At 56.2% G+C, this 18,992-nt stretch carries 19 protein-coding genes; 9 read left to right on the plus strand and 10 right to left on the minus strand.

Annotated features, from left to right (window positions below):
- The first annotated feature begins 158 nt into the window (after positions 1-158).
- Genes ACU4F7_RS08925 through ACU4F7_RS08940 form a run of 4 tightly spaced genes read left to right on the plus strand, consistent with a single transcriptional unit; the run spans position 159 to position 3,241 of the window.
- Complete coding sequence (locus ACU4F7_RS08925; protein ID WP_029592582.1) at positions 159-983, plus strand: ABC transporter substrate-binding protein; 825 nt, start codon at positions 159-161, stop codon at positions 981-983.
- Between the two features lies 1 nt (position 984).
- Positions 985-1,803 carry an amino acid ABC transporter ATP-binding protein gene (locus ACU4F7_RS08930; protein ID WP_029592583.1) on the plus strand — a complete coding sequence of 273 codons (819 nt, stop codon included), beginning with the start codon at positions 985-987 and terminating at the stop codon, positions 1,801-1,803.
- Positions 1,800-2,549, plus strand: a complete 750-nt coding sequence (locus tag ACU4F7_RS08935; RefSeq protein WP_029592585.1) for an amino acid ABC transporter permease — start codon at positions 1,800-1,802, stop codon at positions 2,547-2,549. The genes ACU4F7_RS08930 and ACU4F7_RS08935 overlap by 4 nt, the downstream gene beginning before the upstream one ends.
- Positions 2,546-3,241, plus strand: coding sequence for an amino acid ABC transporter permease (locus ACU4F7_RS08940; protein ID WP_481638462.1), 696 nt, complete (start codon positions 2,546-2,548; stop codon positions 3,239-3,241). The genes ACU4F7_RS08935 and ACU4F7_RS08940 overlap by 4 nt, the downstream gene beginning before the upstream one ends.
- Here the strand turns inward: ACU4F7_RS08940 and ACU4F7_RS08945 are convergent.
- Positions 3,221-3,667, minus strand: coding sequence for a DUF441 domain-containing protein (locus ACU4F7_RS08945; protein ID WP_029592587.1), 447 nt, complete (start codon positions 3,665-3,667; stop codon positions 3,221-3,223). The genes ACU4F7_RS08940 and ACU4F7_RS08945 overlap by 21 nt on opposite strands.
- Positions 3,668-3,754: 87 nt before the next feature.
- Entirely contained in the window at positions 3,755-4,249 is a 495-nt protein-coding gene (locus ACU4F7_RS08950) for a YbaK/prolyl-tRNA synthetase associated domain-containing protein (protein ID WP_481638463.1), read from the minus strand.
- Positions 4,250-4,686: 437 nt separating this feature from the next.
- On the opposite strand from ACU4F7_RS08950, the gene ACU4F7_RS08955 reads away from it, so the two are divergent.
- A complete protein-coding gene (locus ACU4F7_RS08955; RefSeq protein WP_024551796.1) occupies positions 4,687-4,860 on the plus strand; it encodes a con-10 family general stress protein in 174 nt (57 codons plus the stop codon).
- 45 nt (positions 4,861-4,905) lie between these two features.
- Here ACU4F7_RS08955 and ACU4F7_RS08960 read toward each other — a convergent pair whose 3' ends face one another.
- The 3 genes from ACU4F7_RS08960 to yeaG form a co-directional block, all read right to left on the minus strand.
- A complete protein-coding gene (locus ACU4F7_RS08960; protein ID WP_481638464.1) occupies positions 4,906-6,462 on the minus strand; it encodes an EAL domain-containing protein in 1,557 nt (518 codons plus the stop codon).
- Between the two features lie 228 nt (positions 6,463-6,690).
- Positions 6,691-7,992, minus strand: coding sequence for a YeaH/YhbH family protein (locus tag ACU4F7_RS08965; RefSeq protein ID WP_071788488.1), 1,302 nt, complete (start codon positions 7,990-7,992; stop codon positions 6,691-6,693).
- 58 nt (positions 7,993-8,050) lie between these two features.
- Positions 8,051-9,985 carry a protein kinase YeaG gene (gene yeaG, locus ACU4F7_RS08970; protein WP_024558034.1) on the minus strand — a complete coding sequence of 645 codons (1,935 nt, stop codon included), beginning with the start codon at positions 9,983-9,985 and terminating at the stop codon, positions 8,051-8,053.
- Positions 9,986-10,418: 433 nt separating this feature from the next.
- Between yeaG and ACU4F7_RS08975 the strand changes: the two genes are divergently transcribed.
- Both ACU4F7_RS08975 and ACU4F7_RS08980 read left to right on the plus strand, forming a co-directional pair.
- Positions 10,419-11,165, plus strand: coding sequence for a MipA/OmpV family protein (locus tag ACU4F7_RS08975; RefSeq protein ID WP_029592591.1), 747 nt, complete (start codon positions 10,419-10,421; stop codon positions 11,163-11,165).
- Positions 11,166-11,262: 97 nt separating this feature from the next.
- The gene (locus ACU4F7_RS08980) at positions 11,263-12,117 is read left to right on the plus strand and encodes an aldo/keto reductase (protein ID WP_325937944.1); all 855 of its coding nucleotides are present in this window, start codon (positions 11,263-11,265) and stop codon (positions 12,115-12,117) included.
- A 39-nt stretch (positions 12,118-12,156) separates the two neighbouring features.
- Here ACU4F7_RS08980 and ACU4F7_RS08985 read toward each other — a convergent pair whose 3' ends face one another.
- Positions 12,157-13,044 carry a D-hexose-6-phosphate mutarotase gene (locus ACU4F7_RS08985; protein WP_481638465.1) on the minus strand — a complete coding sequence of 296 codons (888 nt, stop codon included), beginning with the start codon at positions 13,042-13,044 and terminating at the stop codon, positions 12,157-12,159.
- A gap of 76 nt (positions 13,045-13,120) precedes the next feature.
- Entirely contained in the window at positions 13,121-14,116 is a 996-nt protein-coding gene (gene gapA / locus ACU4F7_RS08990; protein WP_029592594.1) for a glyceraldehyde-3-phosphate dehydrogenase, read from the minus strand.
- A 345-nt stretch (positions 14,117-14,461) separates the two neighbouring features.
- On the opposite strand from gapA, the gene msrB reads away from it, so the two are divergent.
- Both msrB and ACU4F7_RS09000 read left to right on the plus strand, forming a co-directional pair.
- Entirely contained in the window at positions 14,462-14,875 is a 414-nt protein-coding gene (gene msrB / locus ACU4F7_RS08995) for a peptide-methionine (R)-S-oxide reductase MsrB (RefSeq protein WP_029592597.1), read from the plus strand.
- Positions 14,876-14,914: 39 nt separating this feature from the next.
- On the plus strand, positions 14,915-15,193 hold the full coding sequence (locus tag ACU4F7_RS09000) for a YeaC family protein (RefSeq protein ID WP_481638466.1): 279 nt from the start codon (positions 14,915-14,917) through the stop codon (positions 15,191-15,193).
- Positions 15,194-15,288: 95 nt separating this feature from the next.
- On the opposite strand, the gene pncA is transcribed toward ACU4F7_RS09000, so the two are convergent.
- The 3 genes from pncA to sppA form a co-directional block, all read right to left on the minus strand.
- Complete coding sequence (pncA, locus tag ACU4F7_RS09005; RefSeq protein ID WP_481638467.1) at positions 15,289-15,930, minus strand: bifunctional nicotinamidase/pyrazinamidase; 642 nt, start codon at positions 15,928-15,930, stop codon at positions 15,289-15,291.
- 10 nt (positions 15,931-15,940) lie between these two features.
- The gene (gene ansA / locus ACU4F7_RS09010) at positions 15,941-16,957 is read right to left on the minus strand and encodes an asparaginase (protein ID WP_029592600.1); all 1,017 of its coding nucleotides are present in this window, start codon (positions 16,955-16,957) and stop codon (positions 15,941-15,943) included.
- 87 nt (positions 16,958-17,044) lie between these two features.
- Positions 17,045-18,898: a signal peptide peptidase SppA gene (gene sppA / locus ACU4F7_RS09015; protein ID WP_481638468.1), complete on the minus strand. Its 1,854-nt coding sequence runs from the start codon at positions 18,896-18,898 to the stop codon at positions 17,045-17,047.
- Positions 18,899-18,992 lie beyond the last annotated feature (94 nt).

The following is an 18,992-nucleotide window of genomic DNA, read 5'->3' on the forward strand; positions in this document are numbered from 1 at the left end:
TTATGCTGCTTTGCGCCCTGTCATAAGCGTTTCCTTTTAAGCCGTTGTGCTTAATAACATTTGCGCATATCTATTGCCGATTAAGGAATTTCCAGGATGGAGCGCGCTGTGGGAACGTAGAGAGGACGTAATAACTACAGGGATATCAAGGAAAACCTATGGCAGCCGTACTTAACACACAGAAAAAGATCGTGGCGCTGGCCCTGCTGGCGCTGGCGGGCTTCACCGGCGCAGCGCAGGCCGACCAGCTCGCCGATATTAAAAAAGCGGGCGTGGTAAAAGTGGCGACCTTTGACGCCAACCCGCCGTTTGGCTCGATTGACCCCAAAACCCATAATATCGTTGGTTACGATGTCGATTTCGCGAACGCGCTGGCGAAAAGCCTTGGTGTGAAGCTGGAGCTGGTGGCCACCAACCCGGCGAACCGTATCCCGCTGCTGCAATCCGGCAAAGCGGATCTCATCGTCGCGGATATCACCATTACCCCGGAACGCGCGCAGGTGGTCGATTTCTCTACGCCCTATTTTGTGACCGGTCAGCAGTTCCTGGTGCCGGCGCAGTCGCCCGATAAGCTTGATGCTTACAGCAAAGCGCGCATCGGCGCCGTGAAGGGAACCACGGGCGAGCAGGCGTTGCATCAGCGCTTCCCGCAGTCGCGCGTCCTTTCTTATGACGACATCCCGCTGGCGCTGACGGCGCTGCGCAACGGCAACGTGCAGGCCATCACCCAGGACAGCACCATTCTGGCGGGGCTGCTGGCGCAAGCGCCGGACAAGGCGCAGTTTAAAATCCTGCCGGATTTGCTCAGCAAAGAGGATATCGGCGTAGGGGTGAAAAAAGGCGAGCCGGCGCTGCTGAAAGCGGTGAATGACGAGCTGGTGAAGCTTGAACAGAGCGGCGAAGCGGCGAAGATTTACGATACCTGGTTCGGCCCTGCGACCAAAACGCCGCAACCGCGTAATTTCAAAATAGAAGCGAAGTAATATGGCGTTTTTTTCTCAGTCCGCGGCCCGAGCCGCGGATTTTTCGCATTTGCAGCAGGCAAGCGTTGAGTTTCGCGACGCGACTAAACGATACGGCGACAACCGGGTGCTGAACGGCATCAACCTCAGGGTTAACCCGGGCGAAGTGGTGGCTATACTTGGCCCTTCCGGCTCCGGTAAATCGACCCTCATCCGGCTTATCAATCAGCTTGAGCCGCTGAGCGAAGGGGAGATTTATATCGACGGCAAACCCACGCGCGGATTGAGCGGCCGGGCGCTGCGCGCGCTGCGAAGCCGCGTCGGCTTTGTTTTTCAGCAGTTCAACCTTTACGCGCATTTGACGGCGCTGGAGAACGTCACGCTGGCGTTAACCCATGTCCACGGCTGGAAGCCGCAGGCAGCGACAGAGAGGGCGCTTGGCCTGCTGGCGCAGGTAGGTTTGCAGGATAAAGCCGACGAGTTGCCCGCCCAGCTCTCCGGCGGACAGCAACAGCGCGTGGCCATCGCGCGGGCGCTCGCCAGCGAGCCGCAAATTATTCTCTTCGACGAGCCGACTTCAGCGCTCGACCCGGAGATGATAGGCGAAGTGCTCTTTGTGATGAAAACGCTGGCCCACAGCGGCATCACCATGATTGTGGTAACGCACGAGATGCAGTTTGCGCGGGAAATCGCCGACCGGGTGGTGTTTATCGATGGCGGGGAGATCCTGGAGCAGGCGCCGCCGCAGCAGTTTTTCACCGCTCCCGCGCATCCTCGCGCGCAGCGCTTCCTGCAAAAAGTGCTCGACCCGCTGCACCTGGAGCGTAAGGACCTCGCATGAATCTGCACCTTGACTGGCATGGCGTGCTGAGCGGGCAGCCGCTGCAGTGGCTTATTTCCGGTTTTCTTACCACCCTCTGGGTAACGCTTGCGGGCATGCTGCTCGCCACCCTGCTTACCGTGCTGTTGCTGGCGCTGCGACTGGCCGGCGGGCCGGCAGGACGCGGGCTGGTGGCGGCATGGGTCTCGCTGTTTCGCAATACGCCGCTGCTGGTGCAACTGCTGTTCTGGTATTTCGCCGCCTGGAATTTTCTTCCGCAGGCGTTTCGCGGGGTGGTTAACGATGAGCATGCGTGGAGCATTTTGCCCGGCGATGTCTGGTGGTTTACGCCGGAGTTTCTCTGCACGGCCTGGGCGCTGGGGCTCTTTAGCGCGGCTTTTCTGGTAGAGGAGATCCGCGCAGGGCTTCAGGCTGTCGCAAAAGGGCAGGTTGAAGCGGCGCGCTCGCAGGGGTTTAGCGAGCTGGCGATTTTTCGCTGGATTTTGCTGGCGCAGGGACTGCGCAACGCCTGGCAGCCGGTGGTGGGGCAATACCTCAACCTGATGAAGCTCTCTTCGCTGGCGACCGGCATCGGCTTTGCCGAGCTCACTTACCAGGTGCGGCAGATTGAAAGCTACAACGCCCACGCGCTGGAAGCGTTCGCCATCGGCACGGCGCTCTACCTGCTGCTCGGGCTGGCGATGGGCTGGCTTTTTGCCTGGTTTGGCCCGTCAGGCGGCGACCGTAGACAAGGGGGGGCGGCATGATAGAAAACATTACGGTAATTGCCGATAACCTGGACTACCTGCTGTGGGGCCGGATGGCGCAAGGGGAGCCGGGCGGCGTGCTGCTGACGCTGCTGATGACCTGCGGCGCGGCGCTACTGGCCTTTCCCGGCGGCATCGCGCTTGCCTGTCTGGCCTGGCGCTACGGCGGCGCGGTGCGGCGAGGCTTGTTCCTGTGGGCAGAGTTAATCCGCGGCATTCCGCTCATCTTCGTTATCTTCTGGCTCTGGTTTCTGCTGCCGATGCTGACGGGGGGAGAGATGCCGGGGGCGGTGACGGTAACGCTGGCGCTGGCCTGGTTTACTTCCGCTTCAGTGATGCATACCACGCTTGCCGGGCTGCAGGCCTTGCCGAAAGGCCAGCGCGAAGCGGCGCTGGCGGGTGGCTTCAGCAGCGGGCAAATGCTGCGGTTTATTTTGCTGCCGCAGGGGCTGCGCAACGTATTGCCGTCGTATATCGGGCTGCTTATCGCGCTGCTGAAAGACACGTCGCTCGCTTTTATCGTCAACGTGCCGGAGCTTACCACCGTCGCCGGGCAGGTTAATAACCGCGTGCAGGTCTACCCGGCGGCGCTGTTTATCTTTACCGGCGTGGTCTATTACCTGCTGTGCAGCGCGCTCGGCCTGCTGGTTTCACGACGCTTTTCGCGCCGTTCACTGGCGACCAATCAGTAAAGAGACTAACCCCGCAGCGATGAGTGGCCCGACCGGCACCCCCCGGAACAGGGCCACGCCTAATACGGTGCCCACCAGCAGGCCCGCCACAATGGTGGGCTGGCCGCTCATCAGCGTGACGCCGCGCCCGCCAAGCCAGGAGACAAAAATCCCCACCGCGATAGCCACCAGCGACTTCCAGTTCAGGAAAGAGTGAAACAGCGTGGAGGCGGGTAACGTGCCGCTGGCGATAGGGGCCAGCACGGCGACGGTGAGAATGATAATGCCCAGGGTGAGCCCCTGTTTTTCAATCCATGGAAACGCCTGCTGCAGCGGCGTCATGCGGATGACTATCAACACCAGAACGGAAATCGCAACCGTGGTGTTATGGCTGATAAAGCCGAGCGCCGCCAGCGCCAGCAAAATCAGCAGCGTGCTGTCAAACATACCAGCTCCTTGCTGAACCTCGTTTAAGAGAAAAACAGAAAAGCCGCAGCGGTGGTTTTTATCGATTCGCGTCGCAGCGTTAAGCGATTAGCTGCGGCGAAATTCCACCAGCTCCGGGCGGGCGATATGCAGGTAGTCGGCGGTATCCATCACAATGGATTTTTCCAGCAGACCGGCGTTAAAGGCGATTTCATCAAACCGCTCGAAAATGAGCGGGTCGGCGACCAGCTTCAGGCTTGGGTGGAAGCTGAAGGGCGGAATGGCGCCGAAGACGCAGCCCGTTAGCGCATCGACCTCCGCGGGGCTTGCGAGGGAGGCTTTCAGCCCGCCGATATGTTGCGCCAGCAAGGTCAGGTCCGCCTGCTGGTCCGCTGCCAGAATCGCCAGCACGTGCTGCTTCACGCCGTTGCCCTTGATCTTGCAAACCAGCGCCTTAGCGCCCTGGCCCAGGGCGGTGCCGCGAAGCAGTGAAACCGCTTCGCATTTGCCCATTGGCTCATGTTCCATTACCCGATAACGCGCTTCGTTATCTTTTAGCAACGCCACCAGTTGTTCATGCACCGCCACGCCGTTGTCTGCCATTATTTTTTCCGCCCGTTGCTGACTGATTATTGTGCTGTTTACGATACGCAGCGCGACTGAGGTTTGCAATATTCCCGTAACGGGCAAAAGAAAATAGCTCTCAAAATAAAAGAGATGGCGAAATGAGCGTAAGAAAATGACCTGACACGTTTGGCTTACCTGAGCGAACTGTATTATCGTGGAATGGCTGGCGAAAATAACGCTTTGGCTATGGGCAAACATTATTTTTGCAAGCCGGGTATGCCATTCAAAACGGTAACGGAATAAATCAGGAGGGTTTCTCTCTTATTTATAGCAAGCGGCGCAGGACGGCAATAAAAAGGAGCGGCGGCGAGCGCTTTTATTTCACGCTTCAGCCTGACGGTTAATAAAGCTTTATTGACTTCATCGATGCGTCATCTGTCCAGGTAACAAAATCGGGTTTCCGGAGGTAGGATATGGCAGAACATCGTGGCGGTTCCGGCAACTTTGCCGAAGACCGCGAGAAAGCTTCTGAAGCGGGCCGCAAGGGCGGCCAGCGCAGCGGCGGCAACTTTAAAAACGACCCTGAGCGCGCTTCCGAAGCGGGCAAGAAAGGGGGGCAACATAGCCACGATAAGGACCGTAAGTAAATCCTGTAGCGTGGAAAACAACAGCAGCCTTTCAGGCTGCTGTTTTTATTTGCCAGGCGCAAGAAATTGTTGCAGCGAGGTTTTATCGAGCGGCCGGGAATACCACCAGCCCTGGCCGTAGCTTTGAGGGAAATGTGAACGTAAATAATTAACCTGTTCCGCTTCTTCGAGCCCCTCGAAGACCACTTTCTGTGGCATCGATTTAAGCAGCAAGATCAAATTAATCAGCAGGGTTTTATTCAGCGAGTGGGTGGTAATAGAGTCGCTAAGGCTTTTATCAATTTTTATCTCATCGACATCCAGCTGCGAGAGCCAGGAAATAGTCGAATACCCTGTGCCGAAGTCATCCAGCGCGATAAGAAAACCCGCGCGTTTAAAGCGGGCGATAGCGCAGGACATATTCTCCAGATTCCCGCCCTGGCGTTCGGTTATTTCCAGAATTACCCGCCCAGGCGTTACGCCCTGCAGGCGGGCATGTTCGCGCAGAAAATGCAAGTAGTCGTCGGCCAACAGGTCCATCAGGCTTATGTTGATACTTAGCGTAAAAGGGTGGCGCTGCATAAGCTCGCCCATCTCGCTGAGTGCCCTGGCGGTAACATACTCGGTTATCTGGCGCATCAGCCCGGTTTCTTCCGCCAGCGGGATAAACACCTCGGGCGATATCGCGCCCATATCGTCATCTTCCCAGCGCAGCAGCGCTTCCACGCCGCTCATCGTGCCGCTTTGTATTTCAAAAACCGGCTGGTACACCAGGCTCAGCCGACCTTGCGCCAGCGCGCGCTGTAACCTGGCGGAGAGTGACGTTTTCTTACTGCGCCAGAAATGCCAGCACAGTGAAATAAGGGTGCCGGTAAAGACCGACATAAACAGCATAAAGCCAATGATAATGGGCGACTCGTTAAAAAAACCGGCGGCATGGGCGCCGGCGATGGCGCAGAGATCATAATGCGGGCTGCAGCTTTTTTTGATGATGTAATTCCAGCGGCTTTGCCCGTTAAGCGCCCGGCTTAATTCATCTGCGCCTCTGCCGACGGAAAAATAGCGTTCATTGCCCGCTTTATTCATGGCCAGCGCGCTGAATAACGCGGTGTCGGGATCGCTTTCAAAGCGTGAAAACGCGAAGGGGGAGAGAAAAACGATAAGCCCGTGACGGCGCAGCGCCGTGGCTTCAACGCCGTTCGCAACGGGCAAATGCAAAAACGTGGCGCCGGCCAGCTGTTTTGTCGGCTCCCCTTTTTGCATAAGCGGTAATGGCGGAGTGACTTGTCCCCATAAAACAGAGCAAATGAGGCCCTGTTGATTCACCCGGCCCACATCTTTTATCAACTGGTAATTCCACAGCAGGGAACGCAGACGACTGAGATCGGCTTCGCTGCACGGCGGCGTACTGCCGTTGCGGGCGTTCTGCTGCGCGATGCCCTGCGCCTGGCGCAACAGGTAAACGCTACGCTCAAGCACGGTTGTGCTGAACGCTTCCACTTTCGCTTCGCTAAGGCGCCAGGCGATCGTCTGGGCGACGAGCAGCATCAACGCCAGACTGGATAAAATGGCTAAAAGCGTAACCAGCATATGGCTGAAGGTGAGATTAATCCGGCGAAGCATGAAGCATATCATCCTGAAGCGCAGCGTGATGGAGCCTGAAACATTAGCACTATAACGAATGAAATGACCGGTGCAATTATTTATGCAGGTTATTGAACTAACATTAATTATCAGGGCGAACTTAACGCCAATTATCGCCATTTATTTAGCGATGCTTAAATAAGCCAAAGAGCAACGCTTAAATCGCTGATAAATAAAAGCCAGCGGGTTGGCGCTGGCTTTAGAGGGTTAATTATAGGCTTCGCTCGATTGTTTATGAAACAGCTCGCGGAATACCGGGTAAATATCTTCCTGGTCGCGAATATGCTGCATAGCGAAATTCTCGAACGTCGCCTGCAAATGTTCATACTCGCGCCACAGGGTCTGATGCGCCCGGCGGGTAATCTCAATGTAGCTGTAGTAACGCACCACCGGCAGGATTTTCTTCGCCAGAATTTCGTGACACAGCGGCGAGTCGTCAGCCCAGTTATCGCCGTCGGAAGCCTGCGCGGCGTAGATATTCCACTGCGCCGGGTCGTAACGCTCCTTAACGACCTCATCCATTAACTTCAGGGCGCTGGAAACAATGGTGCCCCCCGTCTCCTGCGAATAGAAGAACTCATGCTCATCCACCTCTTTCGCCTGAGTATGATGACGGATATAGACCACTTCGACGTTTTTATAGGTCCGGCTCAGGAAGAGATAGAGCAGGATATAAAAGCGCTTGGCCATGTCCTTGGTGGCCTGGTCCATCGAGCCGGAAACGTCCATCAGGCAGAACATGACCGCCTGGCTGGAAGGCTCCGGTCGTTTCTCATAGTTTTTGTAGCGTAAATCGAAGGTGTCGATGAACGGCACCCGTTCGATTTTCGCCCGCAGCTCGGCAATCTCTTTGCGCAGGCGCTCCTCTTCCAGCAGCTGCGCGGGTTCGCTCTTCGCCACTTCATCCAGACTTTCTTCAAGCTCGCGCAGTTCGCGGCGCTTGCCTGCGGTCATCGCCGTGCGGCGCGCCAGCGAGTTTTGCAGCGAACGGACCACGCTGATGTTGGCCGGCACGCCGTTAGAGGTATACCCCGCGCGGTGGGTTTTGTACTCGTTAAGCTGCCGGTGTTGGTTTTTCTTCAGGTTAGGCAGGGCAAGGTCTTCGAACAGCAGATCGAGGTATTCATCTTTCGAAATCTGAAAGACAAACTCATCCTGGCCTTCGCCATCGGGGCTTGCCTGGCCCTGGCCGCTGCCTGAACCGCCGCCGCCGCCCTGCGGGCGTTCCACGCGGTCATTCTGCACAAAGTGGTCATTACCGGGATGAACGCGGTGGCGCAGGCCACCGCGCCCCTGATGGAACATCGGTTCGCTGATATCTTCCGTAGGAATGGAGACGGACTCGCCGCTCTCCACGTCGGTTACCGAACGCTTGTTGATGGCCTCGGAAATCGACTGCTTGATTTGCGCTTTATAACGGCGCAAGAAGCGCTGGCGATTCACCATGCTCTTGTTTTTGCCGTTAAGCCGCCGGTCAATAAAATAGGCCATATCTCCCCCAGACTGCATATATGCCAGCGCAGCAAAGCCGCAGGTCACGCCTGCGGCCTGTGTCGGACCGCTGTGGTTATGACGATTTACGTACGCGCAGATACCATTCGCACAGCAGGCGAACCTGCTTACGCGTATAGCCTTTCTCCATCATACGATCGACAAAATCGTCATGTTTTTTCTGCTCGTCGGTCGAGGTCTTAGCGTTAAATGAAATTACCGGCAGCAGCTCCTCGGTATTCGAGAACATTTTCTTCTCAATAACCGTGCGCAGCTTCTCGTAGCTGGTCCAGTTCGGGTTGCGGCCGCTGTTATTCGCCCGGGCGCGCAGCACGAAGTTAACGATTTCGTTGCGGAAATCTTTCGGGTTGCTGATGCCCGCCGGCTTCTCAATTTTCTCCAGTTCCGCGTTCAGGGATTCACGGTCGAACAGCTGGCCGGTATCCGGGTCGCGGTACTCCTGATCCTGAATCCAGAAATCCGCATACGTGACATAACGATCGAAGATGTTCTGCCCGTATTCGGAATAGGATTCCAGATAGGCGGTCTGGATCTCCTTGCCGATGAACTCGGCATATTTCGGGATCAGATAGCCTTTTAAATATTCAAGGTAACGCTCCGCCAGCTCCTGCGGGAACTGTTCGCGCTCGATTTGCTGCTCCAGCACATAGAAGAGGTGGACCGGGTTGGCCGCCACTTCGGTATGGTCGAAGTTAAAGACGCGTGAGAGGATTTTAAAGGCGAAACGGGTCGAGAGGCCGTTCATCCCTTCATCCACGCCCGCATAGTCGCGATACTCCTGGTAGGATTTCGCTTTCGGGTCGGTATCTTTCAGGCTCTCGCCATCATAGACGCGCATTTTGGAATAGATGCTGGAGTTTTCCGGCTCTTTCAGGCGCGAAAGAATCGAGAAGCGGGCCAGCGTTTCCAGGGTGCCCGGCGCGCAGGGCGCGTGGGTCAGCTCGCTGTGGTTAAGCAGCTTTTCGTAAATTTTGATCTCTTCAGAGATGCGCAGGCAATAAGGCACCTTAACGATGTAAACGCGGTCAAGGAACGCCTCGTTGTTTTTGTTGTTACGGAACTGCACCCATTCCGATTCGTTGGAGTGCGCCAGGATAATGCCGTTAAACGGCAGGGCGGAGATCCCTTCGGTGCCGTTGTAGTTGCCTTCCTGCGTCGCGGTCAGCAGAGGGTGCAGCACCTTGATAGGCGCTTTAAACATCTCCACGAATTCCATGATGCCCTGGTTGGCGCGGCAGAGCGCGCCGGAGTAGCCGTAGGCGTCCGGATCGTTCTGGGCGTGGTTTTCCAGTTTACGGATATCCACTTTCCCCACCAGCGCGGAGATATCCTGGTTGTTCTCATCACCCGGTTCAGTTTTCGCAATCGCGATTTGCTCGAGGATGGAAGGCCAGACTTTTACCACGCGGAATTTCGTGATGTCGCCGCCAAACTCATGCAGCCGTTTCGCCGCCCACGGCGACATGATAGTGCCGAGGTAACGACGCGGGATCGAATACTCTTTTTCAAGTATCTGCGCATCTTCCTGCGGGTTGAACAGGCACAGCGGATGATCGTTGACCGGGCTGCGTTCGCCGTTGGCGCTCAGCACATAAATCGGTACGCGCTGCATCAGCGCTTTCAGACGCTCCGCCAGCGACGACTTACCGCCGCCCACCGGACCGAGCAGATAAAGGATCTGTTTCTTCTCTTCAAGCCCCTGAGCGGCATGTTTCAGGTAAGAAACAATCTGCTCAATGGCGTCTTCCATGCCGTAAAACTCCTCAAACGCCGGGTAACGTGCAATCACCCGGTTCGAAAAGAGACGGGACAGCCGCGGTTCCTGGGCAGTATCCACCATCACTGGCTCACCTATGGCCATCAGTAGCCTTTCTGCCGCGTTGGCATAAGCACTGCGATCTTGCCGGCAAACGGTAAGAAACTCCTGCAGTGTGAACTCTTCGTCCTTGGCAGCCTCATAACGCTGGCGATAATGATCGAATATATTCATGGCATGCCGTCCTTTCGTTTTAGCACAGGTTTAAGAGCCGTTCATATGAATAGTGGAGGCTCCCGGAAGACGTATTCTGAGTACAGCAACCCTTATGCCAACTGATGCGTTTTTGCGCGTTGCGCTGTGCTACTGCGGTCAGGGTAATGCACCTTCTTAAGTTAAAGCGTAGATGGCATTTATAAAACTTGCCTGGCGCTTTACGCGATTTTCAAATACATATCAATAACTCATCCTTAGCATTTCATTATCAACTTAAGCGGCAAAGCGCTGATTCATCAACGAGTCATAAAACTGCAAGTCGTTTGTCACGATGTTTTGTAAACCTGCCAAGTTTAGCGTGATGTAAAGAGTGATGAAAAATTTTGGGATGAGGGGGTAGCGCGGTTACACTTCACTTCGCTGATTATTTGATGAAAGGACGTAATGGATTGTGAGCAAATTCAAATTTCTGGCATTAGGCGTCGCGATGGCGTCAATGAGCGCTGCGGCGCTGGCTGAAGGCCCGCTGTCAATTGGCGTAGGGGCGGGCTGGGCGGACACCCCCTACAAAGAGTATGACCAGAAAGTTGTGCCTATTCCGGTCATCAATTACGAAGGAGATAACTTCTGGGTTCGTGGCCTCGGCGCGGGCTATTACGTCTGGAACGACCAGACGGATAAGCTCTCCATTATGGCCTATTATCTTCCGTTTCAGTTCAAGCCGAAGGACAGCGATGACGACCAGCTTCGCCGTCTGGATAAACGCAAGTCCACCTTAATGGCGGGCCTTTCCTACACTCACCTCACGCAGTACGGTTTCCTGCGCACCTCTCTTGCAGGCGACACGCTGGATAACAACAACGGCATCCTCTGGGATATCGCCTGGCTTTATCGCTATACCAACGGCAACCTGACGCTGACGCCTGGCATCGGCGCGGAGTGGAACAGCGATAACATGAACGAGTACTACTTCGGCGTCAGCCGCAACGAGTCTCGCCGCAGCGGCCTTGATGATTACGATCCGGAAGATGGCTGGAACCCGTATGTTGAGCTGACCGCCAGCTATCGTATGTCGGATAACTGGACAGTTTACGGCTCCGGGCGCTATACCCGTCTTAGCGACGAGATCAAAGACAGCCCGATGGTGGATAAATCCTGGGCGGGTCTGTTATCAGCGGGTGTGACTTACACCTTCTGATCCTGTGTAGTGCATATATTGCTTAATAACGGGGCGTTCGCGCCCCGTTTGCATTTCCGTGGTGCAATTTTTACAGGCGACGGTTACGGAGGATGTGATGGCGAAAAAAGAGGTTATCTTTCCAGAAGCGCTGGCGCTGCCCGCTATCGGCCAGGGAACCTGGTACATGGGGGAAAAGGCGAGCCAGCGCAAGAGCGAGGCGGATGCACTGCGCGCGGGCGTCGACCTCGGTTTAACGCTTATCGATACCGCTGAGATGTATGCCGAAGGCGGCGCTGAAAAAGTAGTGGGCGAGGCGATACGCGGACTGCGCGACAATGTGTTTCTGGTTTCCAAAGTCTATCCGTGGAATGCGGGCGGAGCGAAAGCCATTGCCGCCTGCGAAGCGAGCCTGAAGCGACTCGGCACCGATTATCTCGATCTCTACCTGCTGCACTGGCGTGGCGATATCCCGCTGGAAGAGACGGTCGACGTCATGCAGACGCTGATGCAGCAGGGGAAAATCCGCCGCTGGGGCGTTTCTAATCTGGATTATGACGATATGCAGGCGCTCTGGCGCATCGGCGGCGGCAGCGAGTGCGTTACCGATCAGGTGCTTTATCATCTCGCCTCCCGCGGCATAGAACATGACCTACTGCCCTGGTGCCAGCAGCATCAGGTACCGGTCATGGCTTACTGCCCGCTGGCGCAGGCGGGCAGGCTGCGCGAAGGGTTGATGCATGACCCGGTGGTGAATGATATTGCCCGCGAGCGCGGCATTTCCGTAGCGCAACTGCTGCTGGCGTGGGTTATCAGTCATCAGGGGGTAATGGCTATTCCTAAAGCGGGCAGCGTAACGCATGTGAAAGAAAACGCGGCCGCGCTGGAGATAAGCTTAAGCGACGACGAACTGGCCCGGCTGGATAACGCATTTCCGGCGCCAAAAGGAAAAACGCGGCTGGATGTGGTGTAAGCGCGTTTTCCCCTCGCCGGGAGGCGAGGGGAGAGAGGCTTACCCTTTTTTCACTACGCGCAGCGTCTGCGCCAGGCGGGAAGGTTTCTCAGCGCTTGTTTTCTGCGGCGTCGTCACGCAGGCGGTCTCCACGCAGACAAAGGTCTTATAGCCCTCATCCGGTACGTCCGCCATGCTGACAGAGAGCGCCGGGCCCGGGTTCCAGCCCACCACGTTGCTGTGGTGATGATGCACCACTTCAATACAGCGCTTGAGCGCAGCGTCATGAATCAGACTGCACGCTTCGGCGTTCAGATAAACGCGGTCGGTGCGGTCCGGGAAGGTCTGGACGCCATCGCCAAGTTTGCCCTGTTCTCCGCCGTTCACTTTATCAATATAGGTGTCGCCAAGGCCGCTGACCTTAACCGCGCTGATGTCGCCCACGTTGAAGTAGGTGTGCAGCGCAGAAGTGGTTTCAAAATCGCCGTGCGCTTCCAGTTCCATTTCACACGTTTTGCCTACTTTGAAACGAGCGTAGAGCGTGAAATCGTGCGGCCAGTACTGACGGCTGGCGTCGCTGCTGTGCAGTTCAAACGTCAGCACGACGCCGTTTTCGTCTTCATTATGGGCGCTTAAGGACCAGGGCAGGTTGCGGGCGAAGCCGTGAGAGGGCAGTTCTTTCTGCGCCGCCGGGCCAAACCACGGCCAGCAGACAGGCACGCCGCCGCGCAGCGCCACGCCAGTTTTGAATGGCGTAATGTCGCTCAGCCATAGCACTTCTTCTTCGCCGGCCGGTTTCCAGGAGAGCAAATGCGCGCCCTGCAGCGCAAATGAGGCGCGCACCTGAGGGTGGTCCACCACTATCAGCTCCAGCTCATCCTGCTGGCGGCGGGAAAGGACAGGCGTAATTTGTTCAACTACCGGCAGCGCAAAAATCTTATTAATCATTTCGGGCAATCCTCTGTCTCGAAGCCATAAAAAAGGGCGACCGAAGTCGCCCTTAGGATCAGATTCTCATCTCGTCTTATTTGGAGATGTGAGCGATCAGGTCCAGAACTTTGTTGGAGTAGCCGGTTTCGTTGTCGTACCAGGAAACCAGTTTCACGAAGTTGTCGTTCAGCGCGATACCTGCTTTGGCATCGAATACGGAGGTGCAGATTTCGCCGTTGAAGTCGGTGGAAACCACGTCATCTTCGGTGTAGCCCAGCACGCCTTTCATTTCGCCTTCAGCCGCTTTCTTAATCGCGTCTTTGATCTGCTCGTAAGTTGCTGCTTTTTCCAGACGAACGGTCAGGTCAACAACGGATACGTTCGGGGTCGGAACGCGGAACGCCATACCAGTCAGTTTGCCGTTCAGTTCCGGCAGAACTTTACCTACCGCTTTAGCTGCGCCGGTAGAGGACGGGATGATGTTCTGAGCCGCGCCACGGCCGCCGCGCCAGTCTTTGTGAGACGGGCCGTCAACGGTTTTCTGCGTAGCGGTGGTAGCGTGAACGGTGGTCATCAGGCCTTCGATGATGCCGAAGTTGTCGTTGATAACTTTAGCCAGCGGCGCCAGGCAGTTGGTGGTGCAGGATGCGTTGGAAACGATGTCCTGGCCTGCGTATTTATCAAAGTTGGCACCACGTACGAACATCGGGGTGTTGTCTTTGGACGGGCCAGTCATTACCACTTTTTTCGCGCCAGCGGTGATATGCTTACGAGCGGTTTCGTCGGTCAGGAAGATACCGGTTGCTTCAGCGACTACGTCAACACCCACTTCATCCCATTTCAGGTTAGCCGGGTCTTTTTCAGCGGTAACGCGGATTTTTTTACCGTTAACGATCAGGTGGCCGTCCTGCACTTCAACGGTACCGTCGAAACGGCCGTGAGTGGAGTCATACTTCAACATGTAAGCCATGTATTCAGCGTCTAACAGATCGTTGATTGCAACGATTTCCACGTCAGAACGTTTCTGAGCAGCACGGAAAACAATGCGACCGATACGGCCAAAACCGTTGATACCTACTTTGATAGTCATATATTCCACCAGCTATTTGTTAGTGAATAAAAGGTTGGCTGTAAAATTACAAAAACCTTACGCAGCGTCAAGCGGAATCGTGTCAATCATTGCGACAAATCAATCCTGTGCACAACCTTTGCTCGACTGACTCGCTCACTATTCCTTTTGGGCTACAGACCCACATTGGGACGTTGCGGTGAATTTTAAAGGCCCATTAAACCAAAAACGTGAACGCCATCACATTTAGCCCCTGGGCTTTCTTTCAGCGCTAAGTTTAGTCTAAAAGATGACACGTCACTGTTAATGTTTTGTTAGAATCTGCCAGATAATGTGACTGCTTAACCCTGCCCCGAGATGTGAATTATGGCCAATCAAAACTCCCAGGATGAACTGAAGAAAACCCTGACGGAAATGCAGTTTTATGTCACCCAGAACCACGGCACCGAGCCGCCGTTCACCGGTCGTCTGCTGCATAACAAGCGGGAAGGCGTCTACCACTGCCTGGTGTGCGATGCGCCTTTGTTTAACTCGCAATCCAAATATGACTCTGGCTGCGGCTGGCCGAGTTTTTATGAGCCGGTAAGCGAAAATGCTATCCGCTATCTCAATGATTACTCGCACGGCATGCAGCGTATCGAGATCCGTTGCGGCACCTGCGACGCGCATTTAGGTCACGTTTTCCCGGATGGCCCTCAGCCGACAGGCGAACGTTATTGCGTCAACTCCGCCTCGCTGAGCTTCTCTGACGACGACGGCAGCGAGCAAATTAAAGGCTGAAGAATCGATTCAGCAAATTATTCCTGGAGACTTGCTTTTATGAACCTGGATGACCTCATCAGCAGCATGACGCCGGAAGTTTATCAGCGCCTCGCCACGGCGGTGGAATTGGGAAAATGGCCTGATGGCGTGGCGCTGACGCCGGAGCAAAAAGAGAACAGTTTGCAACTGGTGATGATGTGGCAAATGCGCAACAACACGGCGCCGCAGCATATGACCATCGGCACGGACGGCGCTATCGTCATGAAGAGCAAACAGCAGCTTAAAGAAGAGTTCGGCATTGTGCCGCCTGCTATTGCCAGGATAAAGCCCGAGTAAGCTGAACGCAAAGCTGAACACGTTGCTGAACGAAAAAGCCCTCCGTACGGAGGGCTTTTTTACTGGCCTGAAAAGAAGCGCGACGGCGCGGGGCGTTAACCCTGCGTTTCCCGCCAGTCATCCAGCGTGTAGAGCGTTGCGCCTTCCGTCGCCATTTCCATAAACGCGCGGGCGCTATCCTGCGGCTGTAAGTTAACGCCGCGACAACCGTCGGTGATAACGTTTACGTCATAGCCAAGCTTCAGCGCATCCAGGGTGGTGAATTTCACGCAATAGTCGGTTGCAAGCCCCATGACTACCAGCTCGCTGACGCCGCGTTCGCGAAGCCAGCTGTCCAGCGCCGTTTTCTGGCGATGGCCGTTATCGAAAAAAGCGCTGTAGCTGTCAATAGTGGGGTTCTCGCCTTTGTAGAACACCGCTTCAATGGCTTTTTTATTTAACAGCGGGTGCAGTTCCGCCCCTTCGGTATGTTGCACGCAATGGTCGGGCCACCAGGTTTGCGGCAAACCGTCAAGCGTGCCCTGGGTAAAGGGCTCGGTTCCCTGCACCGAGGCGAAGCTGCCATGGTTCGCCGGATGCCAGTCCTGGCTTGCCACAATCCGGATATCGCGGGCCTTACACCACTCAATCAGCGCGTTCGCCACGTCCACCGTGCTGTCGCCTTCCGGGACGGAGAGCGCGCCGCCAGCGCAAAAGTCATTTTGCAAATCCACCAGCAGCAGGGCGCGTGCAGTCATGAAAGCCTCCTTATTCGTCCGGGGTCAGCTCGCCGCGCAGGTTGCGCATCATCGCTTCGCGAATTTCGCCGGCATCCAGCCCCTGGCTCAGTAAGTAATGGAGTTTAGTCAGCGTCGCTTCCACTGTCATATCGAAGCCGCTGATAACGCCCGCATGCGCCAGCGCGTTGCCGGTGGCGTAACCGCCCATGTTGACTTTACCGGACATGCATTGGGTCAGGTTGACCACCACAATGCCGCGCGCGCACGCTTCACCCAGCTCTTTGAGGAATTCGCCGTTCTGCGGCGCGTTGCCCACGCCATACGATCGCAGGATAAGCGCGCGCACCGGCTGACGCAGAAAGTTTCGCACCACATCCGCGGAAATGCCCGGATAGATGGTAACTACGCCGATAGGCTGCGGCGTAATCGGGTGTACCTGCAATTCACCGTGTCCGTGAGGCGCAGGCGGCGTATTCAGGCGACGTATATGAATGCCTGCTTCTAACAGCGGCGGCAGGTTAGGGGAGGCGAAGGCGTCAAAGCCATCCGCGTGCGCCTTGGTGGTGCGGTTGCCGCGATAGAGACGATTATTGAAAAAGAGCGTGACTTCGTTAATGGGATAATTCGCCGCGACGTAAAGCGAGTTCAGCAGATTGATTTGCCCATCCGAGCGCAGTTCCGCAAGGGGGATCTGCGAGCCGGTGACAATAACCGGTTTGCTGAGGTTCTCCAGCATAAAGGAGAGGGCCGAGGCGGTGAAGGCCATGGTGTCGGTGCCGTGAAGGATAACAAAGCCGTCGTAATCATCGTAGTGGGCTTTAATGTCATCGGCGATATGCTGCCAGTCCTGCGGCGTCATGTCCGAGGAATCCATCAGCGGGGCGTATTCATGGATGGTGAAATCCGGCATTTCGGGGCGGTGAAACTCCGGCATCAGGGAGAGCTGGCGCTGCAGATGGCCGGAGACCGGAATGTAACCCTGTTCAGAGCGTTGCATACCGATGGTGCCACCGGTGTAGGCAACGTAAATCGATTTCTTTTGCATGGTATCGCTTAGGTTGTGCATAAACAGGCGCAGTATAGTGGCGCGGGGAGAAAAAAACAGCCCGGCAAAAGCCGGGCCGGGATAGCGTTAACGCACGTTGCCGCAGGTCAGGCAGAAGGCGTAACGGTTTTGCGGGTCATTGAAGGCGGCGAGCTTATCGCTTTCCGCCTTCGCGGTTTTGGCCGCCTCGCTGAGCGGTGCCGGCAGATAAGCCTGCAACGCTTGCGGCAGCATCGCCTGTACCGAGCCGCTTACGCCGCTGAGCACCATATCCATAAAGGTGGGTTCGTCCTGATAATAATCGACGTGCCAGCTTTTCAGTTTCGCAAGCTCCGCCGCCTTCGCCACCGCGTCGTCGAAGTCGCCGAGGCTGTCCACCAGACCGTTGTTTTTCGCATCCTGGCCGGTCCAGACGTGGCCCTGGGCAATTTCATCAATCTGCTGCGGCGTTTTGCTGCGCGACTGCGCCACCAGGTTGATAAAGCGCTGATAGCCGTTTTCGATGGTGAGCTGCATCATTTGCTGCACTTCCGGCGGCAGTGCCTTAGTGACGGACACATCCGCCAGCGGCGACGTCGCCACGCCATCGGTGTGTACGCCAATAGCGTCGAGGCTGTTTTCCATGGTGTTGATCACGCCGAAGATGCCGATAGAGCCCGTCAGCGTGCTGGGGTTCGCCACAATGTAATTCGCAGGGGTCGAAATCCAGTAGCCGCCGGAAGCCGCCATGCCGCCCATTGAAACCACCACCGGTTTGCCCGCCGCTTTGGCGGCCGCCAGTTCAGAACGGATGACTTCCGACGCGGTTACGCTGCCGCCGGGGCTGTTTACGCGCAGCACAATCGCTTTTACCTGCGGGTCGAGGCGCGCGTCGCGGATCTGCGAGGCGGTGGTATCGCCGCCGACATTACCTTGCGTCTCTTCGCCGTCCATAATCGCGCCGTTAGCAAAAATTACGGCGACGGACGCGCCCTGCTGCGTCGGTTTATTCACCGGGTAGTCGTAAAGGCTTACCGCGCTGAAATCTTTATCCTTTTTGCTCCAGCCAAATTGCTTAACCAGCGCTTTTTCCACCTCGGCGCTGGAGGCAAGCGCATCCACAAGTTTATTGTCGAGCGCATATTTCGCCGTGTCGCCGCCCGCTTTTTGCAGCCCGGCCAGCAGCCCCTTCGCGCCCGGGAAGACCTGCGAGGCAGGAATTTGCCGGTTGGCCGCCAGCGTATTGAGATAGTTTTGCCAGAGTTCGCCAATCCAGCGGCTATCCGCTTCCCGCGCTTGCGGCGACATATCGTCACGAATAAACGGCTCCACGGCGGATTTATACGTACCGACGCGGAAAACGTGGGTGCTCACCTTCAGCTTATCGAGCAGAGACTTATAGTAAAGCCCGTTAGTGGCGAAGCCGTGCAGATCCACTTCGCCCTGCGGCGACAGCCAGATCTTATTGGCGAAGCTCGCCAGGTAATACTGGCCCTGGGTGTAGCTGTCGCCTACCGCCAGCACCGGCTTGCCGCTGTCGCGAAACTCGCGCAGCGCCTTGCCGATATACTGCATAGAGGGCTGGTCGGCCCCGGCGAAATCTTTCAGATCCAGCACGATGCCGGTGATGTTGCGGTCGTTTTTCGCCTGGCGAATCGCGGCCACGATATCAAACAGCGAGTTTTCCTGAAGCCTGTCGGAGTTGGCGCCGAACAGCTGGCGGCCCAGCGCGCCAAGCTTGTTGTTGACCGACGGTTTGTCCACCACCACGCCAGTAATATCCAACAGCAGTGCGCCGCGACCCGGCTGCGATGACTCGCCGCCACCAAGCTGCATCCAGATGCCGACACCTGCCAGGATGAGCAAAATAAAGAACAGGTTCATCACCAGTTCGCGGATAAAATTGAGCAGACGCCATGTCCACTTAAAAAAGCCGGCAATAATTCGCCACAGGGTTCGCATGTCCTCTCCCTAATCGTGTGAACGGGGGTATCCCGTAAGCCGCCCGCCTCAAACGCGGGGGCGCTCAAAGTGTAAATAGAGGCAGGCGGCTTGT

This window comes from Franconibacter pulveris (genome assembly GCF_056780215.1).

Excerpts from the sequence above, each read along its gene's own strand:
- msrB (WP_029592597.1), top strand. The coding sequence starts at position 14,462 with ATGGCCAATCAAAACTCCCAGGATGAACTGAAGAAAACCCTGACGGAA.
- gapA (WP_029592594.1), bottom strand. The coding sequence starts at position 14,116 with ATGACTATCAAAGTAGGTATCAACGGTTTTGGCCGTATCGGTCGCATT.
- ACU4F7_RS08930 (WP_029592583.1), top strand. The coding sequence starts at position 985 with ATGGCGTTTTTTTCTCAGTCCGCGGCCCGAGCCGCGGATTTTTCGCAT.
- pncA (WP_481638467.1), bottom strand. The coding sequence starts at position 15,930 with ATGACTGCACGCGCCCTGCTGCTGGTGGATTTGCAAAATGACTTTTGC.
- ACU4F7_RS09000 (WP_481638466.1), top strand. The coding sequence starts at position 14,915 with ATGAACCTGGATGACCTCATCAGCAGCATGACGCCGGAAGTTTATCAG.
- ACU4F7_RS08965 (WP_071788488.1), bottom strand. The coding sequence starts at position 7,992 with ATGCAGTCTGGGGGAGATATGGCCTATTTTATTGACCGGCGGCTTAAC.
- ACU4F7_RS08945 (WP_029592587.1), bottom strand. The coding sequence starts at position 3,667 with ATGTTTGACAGCACGCTGCTGATTTTGCTGGCGCTGGCGGCGCTCGGC.
- ACU4F7_RS08960 (WP_481638464.1), bottom strand. The coding sequence starts at position 6,462 with ATGCTTCGCCGGATTAATCTCACCTTCAGCCATATGCTGGTTACGCTT.
- yeaG (WP_024558034.1), bottom strand. The coding sequence starts at position 9,985 with ATGAATATATTCGATCATTATCGCCAGCGTTATGAGGCTGCCAAGGAC.
- ACU4F7_RS08940 (WP_481638462.1), top strand. The coding sequence starts at position 2,546 with ATGATAGAAAACATTACGGTAATTGCCGATAACCTGGACTACCTGCTG.
- ACU4F7_RS08950 (WP_481638463.1), bottom strand. The coding sequence starts at position 4,249 with ATGGCAGACAACGGCGTGGCGGTGCATGAACAACTGGTGGCGTTGCTA.
- ACU4F7_RS08925 (WP_029592582.1), top strand. The coding sequence starts at position 159 with ATGGCAGCCGTACTTAACACACAGAAAAAGATCGTGGCGCTGGCCCTG.
- ACU4F7_RS08980 (WP_325937944.1), top strand. The coding sequence starts at position 11,263 with ATGGCGAAAAAAGAGGTTATCTTTCCAGAAGCGCTGGCGCTGCCCGCT.
- ACU4F7_RS08955 (WP_024551796.1), top strand. The coding sequence starts at position 4,687 with ATGGCAGAACATCGTGGCGGTTCCGGCAACTTTGCCGAAGACCGCGAG.
- sppA (WP_481638468.1), bottom strand. The coding sequence starts at position 18,898 with ATGCGAACCCTGTGGCGAATTATTGCCGGCTTTTTTAAGTGGACATGG.
- ansA (WP_029592600.1), bottom strand. The coding sequence starts at position 16,957 with ATGCAAAAGAAATCGATTTACGTTGCCTACACCGGTGGCACCATCGGT.
- ACU4F7_RS08935 (WP_029592585.1), top strand. The coding sequence starts at position 1,800 with ATGAATCTGCACCTTGACTGGCATGGCGTGCTGAGCGGGCAGCCGCTG.
- ACU4F7_RS08985 (WP_481638465.1), bottom strand. The coding sequence starts at position 13,044 with ATGATTAATAAGATTTTTGCGCTGCCGGTAGTTGAACAAATTACGCCT.